The sequence below is a fragment of the Ancylobacter sp. FA202 genome, assembly GCF_000380205.1.
GTDB lineage: Bacteria > Pseudomonadota > Alphaproteobacteria > Rhizobiales > Xanthobacteraceae > Ancylobacter.
In genome coordinates this window covers 4,077,151-4,095,196 of record NZ_KB904818.1, presented here as the reverse complement: position 1 = coordinate 4,095,196, position 18,046 = coordinate 4,077,151, and the positions used below count along the sequence as shown (strand labels likewise).

Annotated in this window: 14 protein-coding genes; 2 read left to right on the top strand and 12 right to left on the bottom strand. The window is 69.0% G+C overall.

Translation table 11 applies throughout. The features are described from left to right. Nucleotides 1–26 precede the first annotated feature (26 nt). The 11 genes from urtA to recJ form a co-directional block, all read right to left on the bottom strand. The gene (gene urtA, locus A3M1_RS0118805; protein ID WP_018390540.1) at nt 27–1,334 is read right to left on the bottom strand and encodes an urea ABC transporter substrate-binding protein; all 1,308 of its coding nucleotides are present in this window, start codon (nt 1,332–1,334) and stop codon (nt 27–29) included. 342 nt (nt 1,335–1,676) lie between these two features. After that, nucleotides 1,677–2,540, bottom strand: a complete 864-nt coding sequence (locus A3M1_RS0118800; protein ID WP_245261748.1) for an outer membrane protein — start codon at nt 2,538–2,540, stop codon at nt 1,677–1,679. Between the two features lie 132 nt (nt 2,541–2,672). Then, on the bottom strand, nt 2,673–3,824 hold the full coding sequence (locus A3M1_RS0118795) for an aminotransferase (RefSeq protein WP_026221396.1): 1,152 nt from the start codon (nt 3,822–3,824) through the stop codon (nt 2,673–2,675). 94 nt (nt 3,825–3,918) lie between these two features. Then, nucleotides 3,919–5,031, bottom strand: coding sequence for a DUF1513 domain-containing protein (locus A3M1_RS0118790; RefSeq protein WP_018390537.1), 1,113 nt, complete (start codon nt 5,029–5,031; stop codon nt 3,919–3,921). 11 nt (nt 5,032–5,042) lie between these two features. Continuing rightward, the gene (locus A3M1_RS0118785) at nt 5,043–6,167 is read right to left on the bottom strand and encodes an imelysin family protein (RefSeq protein ID WP_018390536.1); all 1,125 of its coding nucleotides are present in this window, start codon (nt 6,165–6,167) and stop codon (nt 5,043–5,045) included. A gap of 15 nt (nt 6,168–6,182) precedes the next feature. Beyond that, the gene (locus A3M1_RS0118780) at nt 6,183–7,460 is read right to left on the bottom strand and encodes a di-heme oxidoredictase family protein (protein ID WP_245261746.1); all 1,278 of its coding nucleotides are present in this window, start codon (nt 7,458–7,460) and stop codon (nt 6,183–6,185) included. Between the two features lie 110 nt (nt 7,461–7,570). Beyond that, on the bottom strand, nt 7,571–9,031 hold the full coding sequence (locus A3M1_RS0118775; RefSeq protein ID WP_018390534.1) for a multicopper oxidase family protein: 1,461 nt from the start codon (nt 9,029–9,031) through the stop codon (nt 7,571–7,573). Between the two features lie 7 nt (nt 9,032–9,038). Beyond that, on the bottom strand, nt 9,039–10,331 hold the full coding sequence (locus A3M1_RS0118770; protein ID WP_018390533.1) for an imelysin family protein: 1,293 nt from the start codon (nt 10,329–10,331) through the stop codon (nt 9,039–9,041). Nucleotides 10,332–10,491: 160 nt separating this feature from the next. Beyond that, nucleotides 10,492–10,791, bottom strand: coding sequence for a hypothetical protein (locus A3M1_RS0118765; protein ID WP_018964008.1), 300 nt, complete (start codon nt 10,789–10,791; stop codon nt 10,492–10,494). 316 nt (nt 10,792–11,107) lie between these two features. Then, entirely contained in the window at nt 11,108–12,418 is a 1,311-nt protein-coding gene (locus A3M1_RS0118760) for a TIGR03862 family flavoprotein (RefSeq protein ID WP_018390531.1), read from the bottom strand. 245 nt (nt 12,419–12,663) lie between these two features. Further along, complete coding sequence (gene recJ / locus A3M1_RS0118755; RefSeq protein ID WP_018390530.1) at nt 12,664–14,529, bottom strand: single-stranded-DNA-specific exonuclease RecJ; 1,866 nt, start codon at nt 14,527–14,529, stop codon at nt 12,664–12,666. A 162-nt stretch (nt 14,530–14,691) separates the two neighbouring features. Here recJ and A3M1_RS0118750 point away from each other — a divergent pair, with 162 nt between their 5' ends. After that, on the top strand, nt 14,692–16,062 hold the full coding sequence (locus tag A3M1_RS0118750; RefSeq protein WP_018390529.1) for an esterase-like activity of phytase family protein: 1,371 nt from the start codon (nt 14,692–14,694) through the stop codon (nt 16,060–16,062). A 183-nt stretch (nt 16,063–16,245) separates the two neighbouring features. Here the strand turns inward: A3M1_RS0118750 and A3M1_RS0118745 are convergent, their stop codons facing one another. Further along, nucleotides 16,246–17,121, bottom strand: a complete 876-nt coding sequence (locus tag A3M1_RS0118745) for a DMT family transporter (RefSeq protein WP_018390528.1) — start codon at nt 17,119–17,121, stop codon at nt 16,246–16,248. Nucleotides 17,122–17,315: 194 nt separating this feature from the next. On the opposite strand from A3M1_RS0118745, the gene A3M1_RS0118740 reads away from it, so the two are divergent. Further along, nucleotides 17,316–18,023, top strand: a complete 708-nt coding sequence (locus A3M1_RS0118740) for an alpha/beta hydrolase (RefSeq protein WP_018390527.1) — start codon at nt 17,316–17,318, stop codon at nt 18,021–18,023. The last annotated feature ends 23 nt before the right edge of the window (nt 18,024–18,046 follow it).

The window sequence follows — 18,046 nt, the reverse complement described above, 5'->3', positions numbered from 1 at the left end:
GTGGGCGCCCCGCCTGCGGGCTGGCCTCACTGGCCGGCGCCGCCGCACTTGCCGGTCTTGACGTTGAAGTTGCCGCAGCTCAGCGGCTTGCGCCAATCGGCGATCAGGTCCTTGGAGCCTTCCAGATAGGGGGACCATTCCTCGGCGACGATCAGGCCGGGGGTCTGCTCGACGATGTCGAACTGGCCATCTTCCTTGATCTCGCCGATGAGCACCGGCTTGGTGATGTGGTGGTTCGGCATCATGGCCGAGAAGCCACCCGAGAGGTTCGGCACGGTCACGCCGATCAGCGCGTCGATAACGGCGTCAGCATCGGTGGTGCCGGCCTTCTCGACCGCCTTGACCCACATGTTGAAGCCGATGACGGTGGCTTCCATCGGGTCGTTGGTCACGCGCTTGTCGTTCTTGGTGTAGGCCTGCCACTTCTTGATGAAGGCGGCGTTCTCCGGCACGTCGACCGACTGGAAGTAGTTCCACGCGGCGAGGTGGCCGAGCAGCGGCTTGGTGTCGATGCCGGCGAGTTCTTCCTCACCCACCGAGAAGGCCACGACCGGAATGTCGGTCGCCTTGATGCCCTGATTGCCGAGTTCCTTGTAGAACGGCACGTTGGCGTCGCCATTGATGGTGGAGACGACAGCGGTCTTCTTACCCGCCGAGCCGAACTTCTTGATGTCGGCGACGATGGTCTGCCAGTCGGAATGACCGAACGGCGTGTAGTTGATCATGATGTCTTCGGCCTTGACGCCCTTCGACTTCAGATAGGCTTCAAGGATCTTGTTGGTCGTGCGCGGATAGACATAGTCAGTGCCGGCCAGCACCCAGCGCTGAACGCCTTCATTTTCCATCAGATAGTCGACGGCCGGAATGGCCTGCTGGTTCGGGGCGGCGCCGGTGTAGAACACGTTGCGCTCGCTCTCCTCGCCCTCATACTGGACCGGGTAGAACAGAATGCTGTTGAGCTCCTTGAACACCGGGAGCACGGACTTGCGCGACACCGAGGTCCAGCAGCCGAACACGACCGCGACCTTTTCCTTGGCGATGAGTTCGCGCGCCTTTTCGGCGAAGAGCGGCCAGTTCGAGGCGGGATCGACCACCACGGCTTCCAGCTTCTTGCCGAGCACGCCGCCGGCGGCATTCTGCTCCTGCACCATGAACAGAACGGTGTCCTTCAGCGTGGTTTCGCTGATCGCCATGGTGCCGGACAACGAATGCAGCACGCCGACCTTGATCGTCTCCTGGGCGCTTGCAACGCCGCCTCCGGCCAGCGCCAGAGCAGCCGCACCCACAAGCGCGCGACCGGCCATGCGCCGGGCATGCGTGAACATGTTCAGCATCTTTATTCCCTTCTGGAGTACACACGCAGGACCCCCGTCCGCGTGCCAAAGGGTATGTTTGCAACCCGCGTGCCAAGGGCGGGAATGGGGAGGTTGGGCGATTTTCCGATCCATGAAACGTGCGCGCACGCTTCGCCCGGCGACATTCTGCCTATAATGAAGGCATCCAAGTGCGGCGGCTGCACAGTCACCAAAGCAAGACGACGGACTGCCCATTTTCTGTGCAGTCCGCCGTCATTCGCGAAGGGACACGCGCGCCCTGGCCGTTCTTTGGAACTGTGCCGCGAAGGCGCGCCTGACGGATGCCGGGCGCCTCGCCCGTGCCAGACCGCCGCAGGCCCGTCAGAACACGTAGTTGATGGACAGCGCCACCGCTTGATTGTTCGCGGTCGCGGAATAGGTACCGCCCGAGGTGCCGGAGAATTCCACCGTCGGGTAGACCGTATCGAACTTGTTGAGGAAGTTGTTCGTCGTGGTCGCGGACGCCGTATAGGAGTAGTTCAGGTCCAGGAACCAGTTAGCCGTGAGGAAATAGGTGACGCCGACCGTCGCGGTGCCGCCCCATACCCAATCCGACGACGAGAAATAGCCGGGTGTTCCCGAGACATCATAGCGATGGTCCAGTTCGGCGAAGCCGATCAGGCCGTTCATGTTGGCATTGACCTGCGACAGCGTCGGGCCGGCGCCGGCATAGAGAAAGCCCCGCCCGAAGGAATAGCCGATCAGCGGCACCAGCGCGAACTGATGCTCGACTTCCACCTTGTAGCTCTGCAGCAGGTAATTGCCGCTGAACGTACCGGAGATTTCGCCGGAATAGCTGCCGGTCTGCGGAATAAGGATATTGTCCCGCGAGCCGGTGAGGCCAAGGCTATTATAGCTGAACTTCGCGCCCCAGACCCAGGGAGTGTCATTGATCGTGCGGTAGAAGCCGCCCTGCAGCACCAAGGAGGCGCCCGTTTCGGTCCCGAGATCAGGATAGGTCGATCCCGCCGCCTGCCCATCCGCCACCCAGTAGCCGAGCGCGTAAATTTCGCTGACGCCGAACGCGGCAAGGTCCTGATTGCCGAAATTCGCCTGGTTCAGCGCCGCGCCGGCGCCGATAAAGACGCCGTTCGCCGGCATTAGCGGCTGCGACGATTCCTGGGCCTGTGCCGCCAGCGGCAAGCCCGCCAGGCAGAGTGCAAATCCCATTATGCGGCAGTTCATGGTCACATCCCCCGTGAAGAATGCGGCGGAGGATAGGGACGATGCTACCACCCTCAATGTCGAATTTTGTTCAGATTTGGCTAACCATAGCGGCGCGACATCGGCGGTAATATGATCCGCTCCAGCCCGCGCTCAGGCGTAGCTAAGCTTGCTCAATCGCTCCAGCGCGCGGTCGAGCGTTGCGTCGGTCTTGGCGAAGCACAGCCGCACCACGCTCTCCACCGGGTCCTGCGCGTAGAAGGCGGAGACGGGGATCGCCGCCACGCCCTGCCGCGCCACCAGCGAGAGGCAGAACGCCTCGTCGCGCAGGCCGGGATCCAGCGAGGCGAGGTCGACATTGAGGAAATAGGTGCCGGCCGAGGGCAGCACCGGCAGGCCGAGCGCCGTCAGCCCCTCCGCCAGCCGGTCGCGCGAGCGCTGCAGGCTGGCGCGCGTGGCGAGGAACCACTCCCGCTCCTTGACCAGCCCGTAGGCCACCGCGTGCTGCAGCGCCGGTGGCGTGGTGAAGGTGAGGAACTGGTGCGCCTTCGACAGCACCCGCATCAGTTCCGGTGCGGCGCAGACGAAGCCGACCTTCCAGCCGGTCATGCCGAAGATCTTGCCGGCCGAGCCGATCTTCACCGCGCGCTCGCGCATCCCCGGCAGGGCGAGAACGGACTGATGCTCCAGACCGTCGAAGATCACATGCTCCCACACCTCGTCGCTCACCAGCACTGCGTCCGAGCGTGTACAGAAGCGCGTGAGCAGCGCCAGTTCCCCGGTGTCGAACACCCGGCCGGTGGGGTTGTGCGGGTTGTTGAACAGCACCAGCTTCGTGCGCGGGGTGAAGGCCTCGTCCAGCGCCTCCTCGGTGAGCCGCCAGTGCGGCGGCACCAGCCGCACGAGGCGCGGCACCCCGCCGGCACGCTTCACCAGCGGCAGATAGGCGTCATAGAGCGGCTGGAACAGCACCACCTCGTCGCCCGGCTCGATCAGCGCCAGCAGCGCGCCGGCGATCGCCTCGGTGGCGCCCGAGGTGATCATCACCTCGCGCTCGGGGTCGAGGTCGAGCCCCTGCCAGTCGCGATAATGGGAAGCGACGGCGCGGCGCAGATCGAGGGTCCCCATCATCGGCGGATACTGGTTCCAGCCGTCGAGCACGGCCTCCGCCGCCTTCTCGCGCACGTCGCGTGGCCCGGGATCGTCCGGGAAACCCTGGCCGAGATTGACCGCGTCGTGCTGACGAGCCAGCGCCGACATGGTCTCGAACACGGTGGTCGGCAGGGCGGCGAAGAGCGAGTTCATGGCGCGGAACCGGACGAGCAAGCGAGGGGCAAAGCCGCCGCGTTCTAGCCGGTTCCGGCCGTTCAGGCATCCGCAAAACGCGCCGCCGCCGGCCTCAGCCCACCAGCACGGCGTGGTTGTCGTAGCGCGGGCCACCGGAGCGGCGGGCGATGACGCCTACCCCGGCGCCGTCGGTGCCGATCAGCACCGTCTCGCCGAGCCCGCTGGTGGCGAGGAACTGGCCGGCCTCCCGCGTCGGCGCGAGGCCGCAGCCATCGACCAACGGCAGCGCGCCGATATAGCGCCCGTCGCGCCGCCACAGCGCCACCCGGTTGCCGCGCGGGCTGGCGGCGGCGACATAGGCGCCCGACGCATCCAGCGCCACCGAGCCGACATAGGTGCGCAGATTGCGCCACGCCTCGTCAGGCGCGTCGAAGGCGCGCAACCCCTCTCCCTCCACGGCGTAGAGCAACGGGCGGGCGATGCCATCGGCCAGCAGGTCCTGCGCCGCCACCACGGTGAAGCCGTCCGCGCCTGATGTGAGGTGGCGCAGCGACAGCGAGGCGAGGTCGTCGCTGAGCGAAGCGGTCGTGCGCACGGCGCCGGTGGCGGGGTCCAGCCGGGCGATGCCCGAGCCGGCGATCTCGGCGCCGAGCGCTTCCGGCGTGTGCGGCTCGATGCCGCCATTGGCGACGATGAGCGCGCCGCCGGCCGGGAGCATGTCGTGCGGGCCGATGCCGGCCGAGGCCCATTCCGCCTCTACCGCGAAACCGGCCTCGACCACGCGGCGGGTGACGACGCCCTGCCCGTCCGCTCGGGCGATCTCCACCGCGAGGAAGCGCCGTCCGCTGTCGATGAAGCGGCCATGGCCGGAGAACACCCGCCCCTCGCCCGGCTCGAAAGTCGCCAGCACCGTGCCGGCGCGGCGGTCGAACAGCACGGCGGTCGTGCCGGGACGCCGCGCCACCGCCACGGCGGTGCGCCCGTCGGGGCTCGGCTCCACCCAGTGCAGGCGTTGGGTGGCGCCGCCGATTGTCGTCGGCTCGCGGTCGGGGGAGAGCACGACGGGGGCGAAGCCGCCCTCCACGCCGGCCGTCGCCAGCCATTCGGCATCAAGCAGATGGTCGCGCGCATGCGCCGCCCCGCCGGCGAACAGAACGCGCGGCCCGGCGGCGAGCGCGCCAAAGGTGCCGAGGAGTGAGCGGCGGGTGAGGTCGAGAAGGCCCATGGGGTGCGCCCTCAATCGCCATCGAGCGCGTTGAAGCCAAGCGGCACGCCGAGCCCGGCGGCCAGCGGCTTGGCGATGCCGGCCTGCGCCGCCTTGAACGCGGCCACCGCCGCCTGCAGAATCTTGCGGCCCTCGGGCGTGGTGGCGGCGGCGCCGATATCCTCCGGCAGCCCCTGCGCCGTCGCCTCCGCCACCTGCAGCGTTGCGGCAAGGCTGGCGCGGTCCTTCGGGTCGAGCCCGGCGCTCAGCGCCTGCGCCAGCGCGCCGGCGCTGGTGACGATGGCGACGATGGTCTCCTTCGACAGTCCGCTGCGGCGGCGGTCGGCGAGCAGCGGCTTGGCCTCGTCCGCGCTCTTGCCGAGAACGACAAGCAGGCGCTGGTCGACCACGCGCTGATAGGCGCCGGCAAGGTCGGTGACGATCTGGCTGAGCAGGGCGTTCGGATCGGGGAAATAGACCGGATCGGCCTTGCCGGCGATCAGCTGCGCCAGCAGCCCCTCGCTCTTGTCACCCCAGCCGGCGCGGATCTCCTGCGCGATGGTGGCGAGGTTGCGCGCCACGGCGCGGCCGATGTCGCAGCGCCGCACCGCTTCCGGCCCCGCCAGCAGTGTCGCGTCCGCGCCTTCGTCATAGAGCACGCGCTCCAGCGCCGGCAGGCCCTGCGCCGCGGCGCTGAGGCGGAAGAAGCGCTGCGGCTGCAGCCGCTCATCGGTGGGGTCAGCGACGAGTTCAGCCACCGAGCGGCCAACCGCGTTGCGCCGTTCCGGGAACAGGTTGAAGCGGTCCGGCCGCAGCGACAGCATCACCGGGCCGAAGGTGATGAACTCAACCGATGACCACGCCTGCGACACGGCGGCGAAGCGCGCCTTGAGCGTCGCCAGCCTTTCCGCCGAAGGTGCGGCGCAGAAGCCTTCCCACGCCTCCTGCTGCGCCTTCGCGCTCGCGAGCAGCGTGTCGTAGCGCGGCAGCAGCCAGCTCTCCACGATCTCGGGCGCGGAGACCGGCGCGGCATGGGCGCGGCCGATGAACAGGGTGGTGAGCAGCGTGCTCGCCGCGGCGATGGCCGGCACGCCCTGGGCCGCCTGCCCGATCTGGCTCGCCAGCGCCAGCGCCACGGCGAAGGGGGATCGGTTCATGAGGAGAGCCTCGCTCTAAAGGGAAGACACATAGTCGATCAGCCGCGCGCGCTCGGTCTTGCCCAGCGCCTCGAAGCGGGCGCGCGCGCCGGAGGCCTCGCCGCCATGCCAGCCAATGGCCTCCGCCACCGTGGCGGCGCGGCCGTCATGCAGCAGGCCGACGCGCCGTTCCAGCGCGCCGGACAGCCCGGCAAGCGGCGCGGTCCGCCATTCGCCAGCCGCCGCGCCGGGAACGCCGGCGGGGTCGGCAAGTCCTTCGCCCATCTCGTGCAGCAGCACATCGGTGTAGAGCGCCACTGTGCCGCCGCCGCTCAGGGGCAGCGCCGGGCGGTGGCAGGTGGCGCAGCCGGTGGCGGCAAACAGCCTTCTGCCACGCGCGTCGCCGCCGCCTTCCGGCACTTTCAGCGCCCGAAGATAGGCGACGAGGCGCTGGACGATGGCTTGGGAAATCTCCGGCTCGCCCTCGACCTCGCGCCCATGCGGCGCGTTGCGGCAGGCGGTCTGCAGGTCGGTGCAGTCGCCCCAGGGCTCGGGCCGAAGGGGCGTCGACAGGCCGAGATCGAGCGAAAACGCCTCCGAGGCCTGACCGGCCAGCGTCGGGTGGCTCGCCTTCCAGCCGAAGCGGCCAATGGACGAGCCGCCCTCCGGCGTTGCGAGCCGGCGGGCCCGCCCGCGCACGCCGTCGCCGTCGCGGTCGTCGGGGTCTTCGAGCGCGAGGATCGTCGCGTCGTCGACCTGCTCCAGCTTGCCGCGCCCGCGCAGGTCAGGCGCCGCGCGCAGAGACATGTGCGTGGCGGGATCGAGCGGGCCGTAGCCGGGGGCGTCGATGCGGGGGATGCGGCGGCCGTTCTGCACCGTGACGGAGAAGGCGCCCTCGGCCGGTATGCCGGGCAGCGTCATCGTCTCCAGCCGGTGGCCATAGAGCGGATCTCCGCTGCCGTCGCTGCGGAAGAGGGAGAGCACCAGCCCCAACCCTTGCGGGCGGCCGGCCGCGTCCAGCGCCGTCGCCCCGGCCCCACCGCCGCCGGGGTGACAAGCCGAGCAGGAACGCGCGTCGAACAGGGGCCCGAGCCCATCATTGGCGCGGGTGGAACTCGGCGCCGGCACCCAGGGCCGTTCGAACAGCGCCTTGCCGATGGCGGCGTCGAGGCGGGCGTCCTCGGCGATGGCGGGCGTGGAGGCGGCGATGAGAAGGGAACAGAGGAGTGCGACGCGACGGGCAAGGCCGCTGCGCGGGGCCTTTCCCAGGTCCCGGATCGGCGCCGCGCTCCGCGCAGCTTGTCCGGGAAACAAGGCCGTGTCCCGGACCAGCGGAGGCACAGCCGGAGCGCCGATCCGGGACCCAGGGGAGCCTCCGCCGAAGGCGGCATCCGCGCTGATTTGTCGGCTGTGATGGCGCTCCATCACACGATCCGGAACCAGCCCATCATCCCGGTCTCCATATGCTCCAGGATGTGGCAGTGAAACACCCAGTCACCGGGGGCGGCGACGAAGGCGATCTCGACCGCCTCGCCCGGCTGCACCAGCACCGTATCGGCGAAGTGGCGCGGCAGGCGATCGAGGCTGGAACTCAGTACCTCGAAGGCATGGCCGTGCAGGTGGACAGGGTGGGGAAAGCGCGTCTCGTTCTTGATCTCGACCCGATAGGAATTTCCGGTCGTCATGCGGGCGAGCGGCGGCGGCACGTTGCGATTGGCCCCGGTGGGCCAGGATTCGGACTGGATGCCCCAATAGGTGGTCGCGCCGACGCAAAGGCTGTCGATCAGCGCCTTGGCCAGCGGATCGTCCGCCGGCAGGGCGATTTCCTTCACCGCCTGCCCGGTCGCCTGCTGCAGGGTGAAAGAGAGCCGCGCCGCCCGCTTCATCTCGGGCTTGGGCAGTTCCGCCTTTGGCAGGGCCAGCGGCCCCTTGCGGGGCTTGCCCACCCGCCCCTCGGCGGTCAGGGTGGCGAAGCGGTAGATGTCGGCGGCGCGGTAGTCGCCCAGCGTCACCGGCGAGCCGTCGGCCGGCATGCGGATATCGAGGTCGATGCGCTGGGCCGGGCCCATGCGCCAGATGCCGTCCGGCAAATCGTCGAGCCGCACCGGGGCCAGCGCGTGGCCATCCACGGCGATCAGCCAGGCTTCTCCGCCTTCGACGCCGATATCCATGATGCGGGTGGAATCGATGTTGAGGATGCGCAGCCGCACATGGCCGGCGGCGGGCGCCTTCAGCTCGACAGCCGCCGCGCCGTTGACGGTGCGGGTGGCGCCGAAGGTGCCGGCCTTGGAGGCGCCCTCCGGCTCGGTGAGGGGGAGGAAGCTGCCATCCGGCGCGAGGCGCCAGTCCTTCAGGCAGAGCACATGCTCGGCGTCGAAGGCAGGGTCGCGCGTGTCCTCGACGATCAGCACGCCGGCAAGGCCCATGCCGGCCTGCCCGGTCTCGTCGCAATGGGGATGAAAGAAGAAAGTGCCGGGATCGTCCAGCGGCAGCAGGTGGACGAAGCGGCTGCCCGGCTGCACCAGAGGCTGGGTGAGCGTGGGCACCCCGTCATATTCGTTCGGCATGCGGACGCCGTGGAAATGCAGGGTCGAGCCCTCGTCAATGCCGTTGACGAAGGTCGCCTTCAGCCGCGTGCCGCGCGGCATTCGCAGCGTCTGGAACGGGTTGCCGTCATAAGCGAGAATGCGGGTCGCCGGCTTGTCCGGACCGAGAAGCTTCAGCTCCATCTCGCCGGCGGTGAGCGTCACCTCGCGGGTCGGCTCGAACGGCGCGGCCGCGCGGGCCACGCCGGCGCGGGTCGGCGCGAGCAGGGCCAGCCCACCGATCGCCGCGCCCGCGCCAAGAAAGGCGCGGCGCGAGAAACCCGCGCCGCCGTTGTTCATATCACTCTCACTCGCCGACCTTGGAGGGATCGTCCAGGCTGTCGGAACCTTCGACCTTGATCTTCAGCTTTAGCGCCCCGACCACGCCTTCAAGGGCGCGGGTCTGGGCGACGAGCGAATCGACACCCTTCTGCACCAGCGCGTTGCCCTCGGCATTGCCTTCGCCGATCATCTGGTCATAGGCCTGCTTGCCGCTGTCGGCCTCGTCCTTGATCGCCTTCAGCGCGGCCAGCGCGGCATCGATCTTGGCCTCGGCCTCCTCGGCGGCCTTCGGCGCCTTGGCGCTCGCATAGGCGGCGACCGACGCGCCCTCGACCACCGAACCATCGACGCGGGTGTACTTGCCGCGGTAGATCGCGGCGATGCCGACCTCGTCGTAGTAATGCGAGTTGTGGGTGTTGTCGGAGAAGCAGTCGTGCTCCTCCTCGGGGTCGTGCAGGATGAGGCCGAGCTTCATCCGCTCGCCCGCCAGCTCGCCATAGGAGAGCGAGCCGAGGCCGGTGAGGATGGTGCCGAGCGCGGCCTTGTCCTTCTGCTTCACGACGGCGGCGCGGGCCTTGCCCTTCTTGCCCCACCACTTGGCCATGTCTTCGAGGTCGGTCACCAGAAGGTCGGTGGCGGCCTTGAGATAGGCGGCGCGGCGCTCGCAATGGCCATTGCTGCAATTGGCGGTGTCGTAGTCGGTGACGGGGCGCTTGCCGGCGCCCGGGCCCGTGCCGTTGAGGTCCTGGCCCCAGAGCAGGAACTCGATGGCGTGGTAGCCGATGGCGACGTTGGATTCGACGCCGCCGGCCTCCTGCAGGCTGTCGAGCAGCTTCGGGGTGATCTTGGTGGCGTCGATGGTCTTCTTGCCGACGCGGATCTTGGTATTGGCGATCACGTTGGCGGTGTAGAGCGGGTTCTCGTCGGACGCATCGCCATAGCTCTTGTCGACATAGTCGATCAGCCCCTCATCCAGCGGCCAGGCGTTCACGCGGCCTTCCCACTCGTCGACGATGGGATTGCCGAAGCGAAAGCCCTCGGTCTGCTGGTAGGGCACGCGCGCGGCCTTCCAGGCGGCCTTGGCGGCGTCGAGATTGGCCTCGGTCGGGGTGGCGATGAGGGTGTTCACCGCGCCCTGCAGCGCCTTGGCGGTGGTCAGGCTGTCCGTGTACATCGCCTCGGCAATGTCGGCATAGGTGGCGACAATGTCCTTCACCTTCGGCGCCGGAGTATCGGCGGCGGCCGGACCGACGGCAAAGGCCGCCCCCAGCGCGAAGGCCGCGACTAGCGGCGCGGCGAACAGTGATCTGGCTCGCATGGATGGTCTCCTTCCGCGCCCCCGGGCGCCTTAGCGGGAGACTCCTACGCCACCGCCGGAAGCAGTCGCAAGTGTTCGGCGGCACATTAGAATTGTTTCACTTTAAAACAACGACCGCTATCTAAGCGCCATCACGAACCGGGGGCGAAAATACTTTGACTCACGCTATCGATGATGACGCAGCGTCAAACAAAGGCTGCAGCGCCTCCGCCAGTTCCGCGTCAGTGACGGTGGAGAGCGGCTTCATCAGCTTGGCCGCCTCGGTGCGGCGCCCCGGCCGCATCACCAGCACAACGGTCTCGGCGCCGCCGCAGGCAGGATCCCCGCAGGCGATCTCGCTGATGGAAATGGTGGTTTCCTCGTCCGCCCCGAGGATGAGCCGCGCCTTCGCGGCCAACTCGCGGGCGGCGTCGGGTGCCGCCTCGGCGCTGGCGCCCCGACGGAAGAACAGACGTGCCATCATGCCTCCTGCATATTCGCGCCGCCCCCGCCCACACATAGCGCTCCCCGCCAGCAGGTAAGCCCCTCGCCGTCCCGGCGCAAGCGGGCCCGCCCGGCCCCGGCAGGCACAAGTAAAACGCCAGCCATTAGTTTAGAACTATAACAATACTGGAAGATAATCATTGTCCGAGACGAAGAACGCGCGTATTCATCGCATCAACGCCGGAGAGAAACCGCGAATACATCAAGCGGCACCTGCTCCCACCGGCTCCGATTTCGCGAGGCCACTTCCCGGCAGGTCTCGTGAACCACGCGGGACGACGGCACGCGCTCCCTCAGCCGTCGTCCCGCGACCACTCCCCGGCGACACCCGCCGCCTCTCCCGCTTCCCATCGACCGCTCCACGGCTCCGGCCGGCCAAGGCCGAGCCGCGCCAGAATCCCGCACGCGGCGGCATGGCCGGTGGCGAACGAGGCTTGCAGCAGATAGCCGCCGGTCGGCGCCTCCCAGTCCAGCATCTCGCCGGCGACGAACACGCCCGGCCGCGCCTTTAGCATCAGCTGGTCGTCGATCATGGCGCGGGTGACGCCGCCGGCGGTGGAGATCGCCCGCTCCAGCCCCGCCATGCCGGTGGCGGCGAGCGGCAGCGCCTTGATCAGGTGCGCCAGCACGGCAGGATCGGCCGGCAGCGGCCCGGCCTCGCGCAGCAGGCCGGCGGCGGCGGGGGCAAGGCCGGCCGCCTTGCGCAGGCGGTTGGACGTGGATTCGCCCTTGCGGCTGGCTGCCAGCCGCGCGGCGAGCGCGTCGGCCGCCACATCCGGGCGCAGGTCGATATGAAGAATGGCGGTGCCGTGAACGGCAATCGCCTCGCGCAGGGTGGCGGAGAGCGCATAGACCGCGCCGCCCTCCAGCCCGGCGCCGTCGATCATCGCCTCGCCGCGCACCCGCGCCTCCCCGACGGAGAGCGCGATGCGCTTGAGCGGCGCTCCGGCGAAGCGGGCGCGGAACGGGGCCGACCAGTCGATCCGCACGCCGCTATTGGCCGGGCGCAGCGGGGCGATCGCCACCCCCTGCTCACCCAGAAGATCCGCCCAGCCGCCATCGCTGCCGAGGCGCGGCCAGCTGGCGCCGCCAAGCGCGAGCAGGACCGCATCGGCCGCCACCTCCATTTCGCCCTCCGGCCCGGCCAGGCGCAGCGCGCCCTCGCGGTTCCAGCCAAGCCAGCGGTGGCGGCTCTTCAGCACCACGCCGAGGCCGTCGAGCCGCGCCAGCCAGGCCCGCAGCAGCGGCGAGGCCTTGAAACTGCGGGGGAACACCCGGCCGCTGGAGCCGACGAAAATCGGCTCGCCCAGGCCTTCCGCCCAAGCCCGCAGACGGGCGGGCGGGAAGGCATCGATGAACGGCGCCAGCCAGTCGGCCGCCGTGCCATAGCGGGCGAGGAAAGGCGCGCGCGGCTCGGAATGGGTGAGGTTGAGCCCGCCGCGTCCGGCGATGAGGAATTTCCGCGCCGGGGACGGCATGCGGTCATAGAGCGTCACCGCGCAGCCGGCGCTCGCCAGAAGTTCCGCCGCCATCAGCCCGGCCGGGCCGGCGCCGACGATGGCGATGCGAGGATTTCGCGAGTCATCTCCGGCCTCTGGCGTCACGGGCTCAGCTTCCGATTCAAAGTGAACCGCGCCCGGATTGCCGAGTCGCGCCCCAGGCATGCGGTCCGCGGCTGAAACGCCGTTTCTAGGCCGCCCTTCCGTCCGTCAGGGCCGGACTCACCCCCTACCTCCACAGAGAACCGGCCGCGCGGCGGCATGGATCCCCGGGTCAAGCCCGGGGATGACGATGCATAAGCGGATCGCTCACTGCCTGATTCCGGAACGGTCCCCAACCCCATGATGCGTCAGCCGATTTCGGGGGAGCAGGCGTCTGATATGCGCAGGCTCACCTGGGTGCGGCCCTGCCAGGAGTCGAGATCGAGCGTGCCGGCCACATGCAGCAATTGCCCGCGCGCCTCCAGCAGCGCATTGCCGAGCGGGGTGTCGACGGCGCGGAACACCACGCCTGATATCGTCGCCCCATCGGTGCTGCGCAGGCGCACGCGGATCTGGCCGGCGCTGCCCGGCTCGGCATAGACGACGCGATGAGCGGGGAAGGCGAAGATCGGCTGCGGGTTGCCCGCGCCGAAGGGCCCGGCCCGCTCCACCAGTTCCACCAGCTCGGGCGTCGCCCCGGCCGCCGAGAGGGCACCGTCGATCAGGACCTCGTCCACGGCCCGCGCCTCCTCCACCGTTGCCGTCAGCGCCTGTTCGAGATAGGCGCGCAGATCGCCCAGCCGGGCGCGGGTGATCGTGAGGCCCGCCGCCATGGCGTGGCCGCCGCCCTTCACCAATATGCCGGCCTCCACCGCGCCGCGCACCGCCCGGCCGACATCGACGCCGGGAATGGAGCGGGCCGAGCCGGCGCCCGTCTCGCCGGTGAAGGCGATGGCGAAGGCGGGGCGGCCGAATTTCTCCTTCAGCCGCGCCGCCACCAGCCCGACCACGCCGGGGTGCCAGCCCTGCCCGCTGGAGAGCACGACGGCGCCGACTCCGGCGAGGCCCAGCGCCGCCTCGGCCTCCGCTTCCGCCTCGGCGACGATGGCGCGCTCCACCTGCTGGCGCTCGGCGTTGAGCCGGTCGAGCTCGGCGGCAATCTTCTCCGCCTCGAGCGGGTCGCGGGTGAGCAGCAGCCTTGTGCCGAGCGTGGCGTCGCCAATACGCCCGCCCGCATTGATGCGCGGGCCGAGCAGAAAGCCGAGATGCCACGCCTTGGGCGGGCCGGTGAGCCGGGCGGCGTCCATCAGCGCGGTCAACCCCGACCGCTCGCGCTTGCGCAGCTGGATCAGCCCCTTGGTGACATAGGCGCGGTTGAGCCCCAGCAGCGGCACCACATCCGCCACCGTGCCGAGCGCCACGAGGTCGAGGCTGGCGAGCAGGTCCGGCGCCGGCCGCTCTTTGGTCCACCAGCCGCGCTGGCGCAGTTCGCGCAGCAGCCCGACGGCGACCACGAAGACGAGGCCGACGGCGCAGAGATGGCCGAGGCCGGATAGATCGTCGGCGCGGTTGGGGTTCACCAGCGCCGCCACGGCAGGCAGCTCCTCACCCGCCTGGTGATGGTCGATCACCACCACGTCGAGCCCCAGCTCGCGGGCGCGGGCGAAGGGCTCGAAGCTCATCGTGCCGCAATCCACCGTGACCAGCAGCGTCGCCCCGCGCTCGGCGAGCGCCTCGATGGCGGGAATGTTCGGGCCGTAGCCCTCGAAAATGCGGTCGGGAATGTGGAAGGCCGGATCGAGCCCGCCGGCGCGCAGCACATCCACCATGAGCGCGGTCGAGGTAGCGCCATCAACGTCGTAGTCGCCGAACACCGCCACCTTCTCGCCCCGCATCACCGCATCGGCGAGGCGGGCGACGCAGGGCGCCATGTCGGTCAGCGTGTCGGGGTCCGGCAGCAGGCGCTTCACCGTCGGGTCGAGCCAGGCCTCGACGGCATCGATGGCGACGCCGCGCCCGGCCAGCACGCGGGCCAAAATCTCCGGCACGCCGTGGCGCTGCACGATGGCGAGCGTTGTCTGCGCGCCGCGCGCGTCCAGCCGCTCGCGCCAGAAGCGGCCGGTGGCGGAGCGGGAGACGCCGAGAAAGGGACGCGGCGCGGGAGCGGCGGTGGGAAGGTTCAGACTCATGGCGCGCAGGATAAGCCCGAACAACGCGCCCGCGTCGAGAGCCATGCCGCGCCGGCCGGCCCTCCCGCTGCCGGGGATGGGCACTGAGGGTCATTTATCTGTCATCGCGGCGTTGCGCGGTCGACATGGGCAGGGGTCAGGAAGGCGGCTCGGCATTGCCGACCTCAGGCATTGCCGATCTCTCTTGCCCCCCAAAGGAGAAGCGCCATGGCCCTCCCCGTCCTCCGCCCCTGCCTGCTTGCCGGCGCCGCCCTGGCGGCGATGGTCCTCGGCTCCACCGGCCTGCGTGCCGACGAGGCCTTTCCCGTCACCCTGGCCGGCCACGCCGTGCTGCCGGCGCAGACCTTCCTTGCCATGCCGGACGACGCGCCCGCCGACCTCAAGGTCTCCGGCAAATTCACGTCAGGCACCCGCGTCGAGGCGGTCGGCGCGGTGATGGGCAAGTCGGCCGGCCGCCCCACCGGCGTCTCTGTGCCGTTCCAGGGCCAGCCGGTGCAGGGTCATTCCGGCATCAAGGCGATGCCGGATGGCAGCTTCTGGATCATCACAGATAACGGCTTCGGCTCGAAGGCCAACAGCCCGGACGCGGCGCTGTTCCTGCGCCATTACACGGTGGATTGGGCGACCGGCGCCTTCCAGCCGATCGAGACGGTGTTCCTCACCGATCCCGATAAGAAGGTGCCGTTCCGCATCGTCCATGAGGGCACGGAAAAGCGCTATCTGACCGGCGCCGATCTCGACCTCGAGAGCTTCCAGATCATCGGCGACCAGATCTGGATCGGCGAGGAATTCGGCCCCTATCTGATCAAGGCCGACAAGAGCGGCCGGGTGCTGGCCCTGTTCGAAACTGTGGCCGGCGAGACGCCGGTGCGCTCGCCCGACCATTACGCGGTCGCCTCACCCGCCACGCCGAACGCGCCCGCGACCTTCAACGCTCGCCGCTCCAAGGGCTATGAGGGCATGGCCGCCTCCAAGGACGGCAAATATCTCTACGCCCTGCTGGAAGGCCCGCTGTGGGACGCGGACAAGAAGGACTGGCAGAAGACCGGCGACGGCAAGGAGTTTTTGCCGATCCTCGAATTCGATGTCGCCGCTGAGAAGTGGACGGGGCGCATGTGGCAGTACGTTCTGGAGCAGAACGGCAACGCCATCGGCGATTTCAACATGATCGACGGCACGACCGGCCTCATCATCGAGCGCGACAATGGCGAGGGCACGCAAGACAAGGCCTGCGCCTCCGGGACCAAGGGGCCGGACTGCTTCCACGACCTCGCCAAGTTCAAGCGCATCGTCAAGATCGAGCTGACCGACGCCAATGCCGGCGGCCCGGTGCGCAAGATCGGCCATATCGACCTGATGAAGATCGCCGATCCGGACAAGAAGGCGCGCAAGCCGCTCAATGATGGCGTGCTGACCTTCCCCTTCTTCACCATCGAGAATGTCGACGTGGTCGACGCCACCCACATCGTGGTCGGCAACGACAACAACCTGCCCTTCTCCTCCTCGCGCGACCCGGCGAAGGCGGACGACAATGAGCTGATCCTGCTGGAAGTGGGCGAGTTCCTGAAGGCGAAGTGAGCCGAGCCGCGCCTCGGCAGTCGAACATTTCCTTCCCTCATCCCCGGGCTTGACCCGGGGACCCAGCCAATTCGTGGTACGCGGCATCGCCCCTGGGTGGCCGGGTCAAGCCCGGCCATGAGGGTGACGGATGGGATATAGGATAAAGGCGGCCGGGGCGGTAACGCTCCGGCCGTCGCGCATTCACGCCGTATCGGGCAGCGTCGGGTCCGGCAGGTTGCGCGGCCGGCGCAGAATGAGAGCGACGCCCGCCACCATGACCAGCGCGCCGATAATCTTCACCGGCGAAGGATCGTCGCCGATAAGCAATATGCCGAACGCCACGGTGAGCAGCGGGTTGAGCATCGAATAGGGCACGACGGCACTGATCGAATGGCGCTGCAGCAGCCAGTACCAGATGCCGTAGCCGATGATCGACGAGCCGATGGCGCTGTAGACCACGCAGAACCAGCCATGCCAGCCGGCCGTCGTCACCATCCACCAGCGGTCGGATTCAAAGATCCACGACATAACAAGCAATTGCGGAATCGCCAGCAGCGAGGACCAGCCCATCATGGTCATCGGCCGCACCCCCTTGAGTTCCTTGACGATGAGGTTCGTCACCGCCCAGCCGGTGGCGCTGGCCAGCAGCAACACCAGCGAGAGCGGCGGCGGCAGGGTCGGTCCGGCGGCGATCAACCCGATGCCGGCCACCGAGACGAGGAGACCGGCGAGCCGGACCTTGCCGAGGCGCTCCTTCAGCACCAGGCAGGCGAGCACGGTGGCGATCGGCGCGCCGAGCTGGATGATGACGGCGCTGGTGCCGGCCTCGGAATTGGCCAGCGCCGCGAACAGCAGGCCGAAATGCATCGTGCCGAAGGTGAAGGACACCAGCAGTACGCCGAGGAACTGGTCGCGGGTGATGCGCAGCACGGGGCACAGCAGCACGGACACGAGCGTGAAGCGCAGCGCGCTCATCATCATGGGCGGGATTTCCGCGATGCCGAGCTTCACGGCAATCATGTTCAGCGCCCACACGCCGACAACGGCGAGGGCGAGCAGCTTGTGCGTGAACGGCATCGAGAACCGGCGGCGGCAGGAGACGACAGGACGGCCCCAGGGTGAGCCGCGCACCGCCCGCGGCGAGTCGCGTGTCGGCAGATGGGCTGATAGTCCACCGCCCGGCATCTGCAAAGACCCGCACCGCCATGCCTGCCCTGCGTGGCCCTCATGACGCGGCAACCGGCCGGGTTGCACGCGCGGGCGGGGACATTATGGTGCGCGCCATGCTGAACCTGTCGCTCCTCGGTCGCCTCGCCTTCACCCATGCCGCCCCAACCAAGCCGGCGCTCGCGCCCGGCCGTCATGATCTCGGCCTGTTCGAGACCCGGGACGCGGTGCTGATCGTGCCTGATGGAATCGACCCCGCCCGCCCGACGCCGCTGGTCACGCTGTTCCATGGCGGCGGCGGCAGCGCCGAGAAGATCCTGCCGATGTTTCGCGCGCATGCGGAGGAACGCGGCTTCCTGCTGCTGGTGCCGCAATCGCTGCTGCCGACCTGGGACATCGTGATCGCCGGCAACGGGCCGGATCTGGAGCGGCTCGACATCGCGCTGGCCGAGGTCGCCGCGCGTTTCGCGCTCGACCCCACCCATTTCGCCTTCGCCGGCCATTCGGATGGGGGCAGCTATTCGCTCTCCACCGGGCTCAGCAATGGGCGGATCGTCACCCATATCCTCGCCTTCTCCGCCGGCTTCATGACCGTGCTGGCGCAGGAAGGCGCGCCCAAAGTGTTCATCGCCCACGGCCAGAACGACACCCAGACGCCCATACACACCGCCGGCCGCTCCCACGCCGCCAAGCTGCGCCCGGCCGGCTATGAGCTGACCTATGTCGAGCACCCCGGCCCGCACGCCTGGCAGCCAGAGATGGTGCGGCTCGGGGTGGACACGTTCCTGAAGGATGTGGCGAAGGCGGGGTGAGAACGCTCTCCCGGACGCGCCGC

Bases quoted from the DNA above. Each gene is read 5' to 3' on its own strand.
- A3M1_RS0118750 (WP_018390529.1), top strand. From the start codon at position 14,692: ATGGCCCTCCCCGTCCTCCGCCCCTGCCTGCTTGCCGGCGCCGCCCTG.
- A3M1_RS0118785 (WP_018390536.1), bottom strand. From the start codon at position 6,167: ATGAACCGATCCCCCTTCGCCGTGGCGCTGGCGCTGGCGAGCCAGATC.
- A3M1_RS0118795 (WP_026221396.1), bottom strand. From the start codon at position 3,824: ATGAACTCGCTCTTCGCCGCCCTGCCGACCACCGTGTTCGAGACCATG.
- A3M1_RS0118790 (WP_018390537.1), bottom strand. From the start codon at position 5,031: ATGGGCCTTCTCGACCTCACCCGCCGCTCACTCCTCGGCACCTTTGGC.
- recJ (WP_018390530.1), bottom strand. From the start codon at position 14,529: ATGGCTCTCGACGCGGGCGCGTTGTTCGGGCTTATCCTGCGCGCCATG.
- A3M1_RS0118800 (WP_245261748.1), bottom strand. From the start codon at position 2,540: ATGAACTGCCGCATAATGGGATTTGCACTCTGCCTGGCGGGCTTGCCG.
- A3M1_RS0118770 (WP_018390533.1), bottom strand. From the start codon at position 10,331: ATGCGAGCCAGATCACTGTTCGCCGCGCCGCTAGTCGCGGCCTTCGCG.
- urtA (WP_018390540.1), bottom strand. From the start codon at position 1,334: ATGCTGAACATGTTCACGCATGCCCGGCGCATGGCCGGTCGCGCGCTT.
- A3M1_RS0118745 (WP_018390528.1), bottom strand. From the start codon at position 17,121: ATGCCGTTCACGCACAAGCTGCTCGCCCTCGCCGTTGTCGGCGTGTGG.
- A3M1_RS0118765 (WP_018964008.1), bottom strand. From the start codon at position 10,791: ATGGCACGTCTGTTCTTCCGTCGGGGCGCCAGCGCCGAGGCGGCACCC.
- A3M1_RS0118775 (WP_018390534.1), bottom strand. From the start codon at position 9,031: ATGAACAACGGCGGCGCGGGTTTCTCGCGCCGCGCCTTTCTTGGCGCG.
- A3M1_RS0118740 (WP_018390527.1), top strand. From the start codon at position 17,316: ATGGTGCGCGCCATGCTGAACCTGTCGCTCCTCGGTCGCCTCGCCTTC.